Origin of the sequence: Bartonella sp. AU16XJBT (genome assembly GCF_028618665.1) — a bacterium.
GTDB lineage: Bacteria > Pseudomonadota > Alphaproteobacteria > Rhizobiales > Rhizobiaceae > Bartonella.
In genome coordinates this window covers 1-4,971 of the sequence record NZ_JAQITF010000038.1, presented here as the reverse complement: position 1 = coordinate 4,971, position 4,971 = coordinate 1, and the positions used below count along the sequence as shown (strand labels likewise).

General features: G+C 38.3%; 4 protein-coding genes and 2 pseudogenes. 1 reads left to right on the top strand and 5 read right to left on the bottom strand.

What is annotated here, in order from left to right:
* The 5 genes and pseudogenes from PVV66_RS09060 to PVV66_RS09040 form a co-directional block, all read right to left on the bottom strand.
* On the bottom strand, positions 1 to 400 hold a 400-nt coding region (locus tag PVV66_RS09060; RefSeq protein WP_273719520.1), incomplete at its 3' end, for a restriction endonuclease.
* A gap of 666 nt (positions 401 to 1,066) precedes the next feature.
* Positions 1,067 to 2,674: pseudogene (locus PVV66_RS09055) on the bottom strand (YfjI family protein).
* On the bottom strand, positions 2,671 to 2,883 hold the full coding sequence (locus tag PVV66_RS09050) for a hypothetical protein (RefSeq protein WP_273719518.1): 213 nt from the start codon (positions 2,881 to 2,883) through the stop codon (positions 2,671 to 2,673). The pseudogene PVV66_RS09055 and the gene PVV66_RS09050 overlap by 4 nt, the downstream one beginning before the upstream one ends.
* A 98-nt stretch (positions 2,884 to 2,981) precedes the next feature.
* Positions 2,982 to 3,182 carry an AlpA family transcriptional regulator gene (locus tag PVV66_RS09045; protein WP_007347430.1) on the bottom strand — a complete coding sequence of 67 codons (201 nt, stop codon included), beginning with the start codon at positions 3,180 to 3,182 and terminating at the stop codon, positions 2,982 to 2,984.
* Between the two features lie 208 nt (positions 3,183 to 3,390).
* Positions 3,391 to 4,557 (bottom strand): site-specific integrase, encoded by a 1,167-nt coding sequence (locus tag PVV66_RS09040; protein ID WP_273719514.1) that lies wholly within the window; start codon positions 4,555 to 4,557, stop codon positions 3,391 to 3,393.
* Positions 4,558 to 4,724: 167 nt separating this feature from the next.
* Between PVV66_RS09040 and PVV66_RS09035 the strand changes: the two are divergent.
* A pseudogene (locus tag PVV66_RS09035) lies at positions 4,725 to 4,971 on the top strand (hypothetical protein); the annotation flags it as partial.

The window sequence follows — 4,971 nt, the reverse complement described above, 5'->3', positions numbered from 1 at the left end:
CACTTAATTCCACTTCTGTGGTATCAACGAGAAGACGATATTTAAAGATGTCTTTTCCAGATGCCGCGATAAAGCTATCAATATCTTTTTTACTGATCTGATGGTCAGCTTTATAAAACTTACATTGGATAGCCACATATCCCTCTTGATGACGAAGCTTTGCCACCAGATCAATGCCGATATCATTTTTATTCCAACCTTCACGCTCTTTAGCCCATTCATAATAGCTCTCAACTTTTTCATATCTCCCATAGTGGAGAGGGTCATACATAAGATATTTTGTCACAAAATCTTCAAACACTTTCCCTCGTAGAGCATTTGATGTTGCCTGTTCACGATAGGATTGTAAAAGGGAGCGTAAAGTGACGTGTTCATTATCAGAGTTAATAGATTGCAGCATATTGTAATAAAAATCCCTTGCCTTATGAGATGATCAATAATCATCAAAAGAATCAAAACGAATTCAATTAAATTGACTTAAAGCAAATAACGATAAAAATGGAAAAAAACTGATAAAAAAAGCGGATATTTTTCAAAAGGGGTTTAAAAGGCTGCTTATCAACAGCCTATGACATGGGATAAGATCAGCAAAATAGTGAAATTTGCTATTCGTTTTATGATAAAAAAGACAAATTCACTATGGGCTTTTAAGATATCAAAGTAAGTATTTTGATGAGTTTTATTACGAATTTTGCTTATAGGTTTTGAAGGTGTAAAAACCGTCAAAACCCCCTCAAAACGTATATTATTGGTTGAATTTATAGGTTGTGTTATCAATATAGGTTGTTTTTTTTAAGGTCTATAAAATATTAACCTATTGAAATATAATATTTTTACTTTTTATCGTTTTTTTACATAATAGCAGCAACCCTCAAAACTCAAAACCCCTTCAAAACCTATAGAGGTTGTGTGTTGGATATCTTTAGACACAAGATTTAAAAGAACCTCTGTATGTCTCTTCTTTAAAAAATGATAAAACAAAAACCCTCAAAGATACTTCGTAAACCCTTTGTTGGTACGATAAGATCTTTGAAGGTTTTAAGGATAACAAAAGATTACAATGACTTCATTGTTTGATGCAGTTGTTTTTAACGAAAGGATGCCATTCATAACGTATGGTAGGGCGACCGCTTTGAGAGCTATTTTCACTTGCTATTTGACGAATATGATTGGAACGACATAAGAGCTCTAAAGCTTGCTTAACGGTTCTATTATCTGTTAAACCGGTCCAATTTCTTTGATGAATATCACGTAAAGTAAAGACATCGGGTAAATGATTACAACGCTCGACAATCAATTTTGCCCCCTCTGTTGCTAAGCTATCCGCCGCCGCATAAAGTCTTTTGACATGACTTAACAAATATTTTTCCCATCGCAAGGCTGTTTGAAGAGCATCTTTATTGATTTCAAAACGCCCCCCTTCGGTTAATTCAAAAATCAACGCAAGACTTACTATGGTCTTAGGCATTTTCAAAAGATGCGCTTGTAAGCTTTCAGAAAGGTTGTTCTCTTTGGCTTCTTTAAAAATCTTTTGCATCCATTCACGAAAGATCTCTTGAGCTTCAGCAGAAAAGCGCATCACAAGAGGGTGTTCTGGTGAACCAAGGGGTTTATCATAAAGAGAACGAAATGCCCCTTCATAAGTTTCCCATGCCTCTTGATTGGGAGGTCTATCAACCTACTTCCAATCTTTTGTCTCATCGGGAAAGACAAGCATTTGAAAGCGTTGTAAGAAACCATCATTGCCTTTGCCATATAAAACATTGCGTATAAAGGGCAGAATGCGAGAGGGTTGAATGCCCCCTATAATAGAGACGGTTGCATTGGGAATAAAAATGGTTCCACGCCCAATCCGGTCATAAGTAAATTGACCATCTCCATTAAAAGCTTCCAAATAAAAGGCACGGTCTGTTTGATATTCCTTCCGTTCCATATCTGTTAAGAAACCGGATAATTCATCACGCACCATCAAGAGACCACGGGGGTTTTCTTTTAAGAGTTCCCCAAGCTTTTCCACGCTCGTATCATTGACAATAAAACGAGAGATATCATCATCATGCGTATTGTCTTTAGAGAGCGTTTCATACAAAAGAGCACGGGCTGTTTCACACTCTCCTTTTCTTATCGCTTTATTGGCTTGTCTTTCCTTTTCTCGTTTGTCTAAAGTTTCAAGTCTCTCTTCAATTTCTTGTCTCTCTTTTTGCTTTAACCAGTCTTTATACCATTGCTTTTGAAGGCAAGTGATAGGAGCTAAAGCGGCTTTCATGGTTGGTGTTTTGAATGTTGATGATTGACCAATCAGAGCCCCCCAGAGATTAGGCACCACAATCCAATCATCATATTGTTTTGGAGCAACCCGCACGCCATTGCCAATGAGAGCAGCCAAGCCACACAAAGCAGCGACAGCCACAAAATCGAGAGGCGCTTGTTGACGGTCAGCAACGTCATAAACATAGCGACTTAAAGTTAAAGGCATTTGCGCAGCATGAAAAGGCTCGACGGGTAAGAGAGTATACTCAAGTGGTTTTAATTCCCCCCAACCGTTTTGTTGCAATGCTTGTTTATAAGGAATAGCATCTAAACAAGTATTATTATTTAAAGAAACATTATCGTTATCATTGCATGAAACATTTTGATTGTTGGTATCGACAATATTGTTTTTATTCTCTCTCATTTATTTATACCTTTCAGTATCAAAACATCATTGAAATCTAGACCGTAGGGAGCTTGCCTCATAAGGACCTCAAAGGCTTGGCTATAAGCACGCGTAGCAAAGGTAAAATCAGCTAAAGTATTTTTGATTGGTTGGCTTCCATAACGCCCATGCCAAGTACCACGCAAGGCACGTGTAATACCCTGCGCATTCTTAAAAGAACACATCATTTTTAATCCTATAACGTTGCGTCACAGGACGGATTGTGCTATCTCTAGGATTGTGAATTTGAGAAAGCCTTGTCCGTCCTTACGTGACAAGGTTTTTTTTATGCCACGTCGTTATAACGTTGCTGTTTTGCTTGTTCGATTACATTTAAGAGATCCGATTGTAACCAACGGGATAAAAAACCAAATTTTAAGGGTTTTGGGAGAGAGCCATTGGTAACATGACGACGGAATGTTGAGACACTCATATGAAGCAATTTTGCACTTTCACGGTCAGTTAAAAGAATATCATTTTCAGTCATTCTAAAATCCTTTCATAGTAAAAAATAGAACCAAATCATGCCTATTTATTAAGCACATTTTGGTTCATTTTTGAAGGTATTTTATTTATAGAAAACAATATTTTATCATATAAATTCTCATGTGATAATTTATGAGTCTTATTGAGAAAGAATGAGAGAGAAGAGAGAGAAAGTTATCCACAGATCATGGGGTTATTCACCCCATATCTTAAGATTGACCGGTGACATAAGCCGCCCATTTATCCATATAGATACGACGCTGTTCTAGATAGTCAGTACGACGATAGGCACGCTCTACTTGTCCGCCTACCGTATGAGCTAAAATGGTTTCAGCGACCTCATAGGGGGCATCGGTTGTTTCAGCAAGCCAATCGCGTAAACTAGAGCGAAAACCATGGGGGCAGGCTTCAATTTTATTTTTTCTCATATACGCTGCCATCATCGTATGTGAAAGAGGACCACGACCGGTAAGTGAAAAGATGAAATCACTTTTAGAGATACAGCGGGCTTGTTCAATTATTTTTATTGCTTCAGATGATAGGGGCACGCGAAACTCTGTTGTAGCATCACGCTTTCCTTTCATATTTTCAGCAGGAATAGTCCATATATCGCCATCAACTTGATCTTTATGAATATGACGTAAAGGATTAGTACGGACACCTGTCAGAATAAGCAGACGCAAAGCTAAATGTTTTATAGTTGTTGTTTTACAGAGAAATTGGTAAAAAGCCGGCACATCTCTCCAATCCATGGCTGGTAAGCTTTGTTTTTTATGACGTTGTTTGCCTAAAAGAGCGCGTGCTTTTGTTGTTGCTTGTAAATCAACATCTAACCCTAATGCAGCCGCATGTTTGAGACAAAGATTAAGACGCATCAGTGCTGTTCGAGCAGTTCCAGCTTTTGTATGCCAAATAGGGGCAAGGGTATCGCGTATCTCTGTTTGTGTAATCTCTGAAACGGGTAGACAGCCTAATTTAGGGAGAATATGGAGGCGTAAATGTAAAAACCAATCACAAGCCTTGCCATCATCTTTTAATTCAGCTTTACGGCTTTCAAAAGCATCTAGAGCAATATCTTTTAAGTAATGGAGATTGCGCATTGCCTCACGCTTTTGTTTGTTGCGTTCTTTAATAGGGTCACGCCCCTCACGTAAAACAGCCCGCCACCCAGTTGCCAATTCACGGGCTTGTTTTAAAGAGACATCTCGCAACGCTCCCAAGCCCATTTCGCGGCGCCGACCATGAATGGTATAACGATAAAGCCATTGAGCACCACCATCTTTACGTTTGTGAAGAAGCAAGCCGGCACCATCATTATATTTACCAGCTCCCAATGTTGCGACAGATCTTGCATTAAGACGATTCATAAGAACCATTTTTACTCCTTTCTTGTACAATTTTTACCCACACATCAACCCCGCTTGTGACGTGCAAGTAAGTGGTTTTGATTGATTCAAGATAAACAGATTTGAAATGAGAGAATCTTACGTTATTCGGGTGTCTAATTCAATATGAATAACGCTAGATTATCATTATAAATCAATATCTTGTGTCTGTTATTCAAGATGAGATTGATGACATTACGGACGAGTATGTAGCACAAATCCAAGAAAGTATTTTTGCTGCTATTCGTTTTTGTGAGAGGGAAAGTTTTTACTTTAACGAAAGCCGTGATGTGGTGTTTGAAACACGGGCAGGGAAAGGTATCTATGATGCAACGGACACTCACCATATCGAAACAGCTGTTAAAATAAGGAGCGTTTATCTTCGTTCTGATCCACATCATAAGA

Bases quoted from the DNA above. Each gene is read 5' to 3' on its own strand.
- PVV66_RS09050 (WP_273719518.1), bottom strand. From the start codon at position 2,883: ATGATGTGTTCTTTTAAGAATGCGCAGGGTATTACACGTGCCTTGCGT.
- PVV66_RS09045 (WP_007347430.1), bottom strand. From the start codon at position 3,182: ATGACTGAAAATGATATTCTTTTAACTGACCGTGAAAGTGCAAAATTG.
- PVV66_RS09040 (WP_273719514.1), bottom strand. From the start codon at position 4,557: ATGGTTCTTATGAATCGTCTTAATGCAAGATCTGTCGCAACATTGGGA.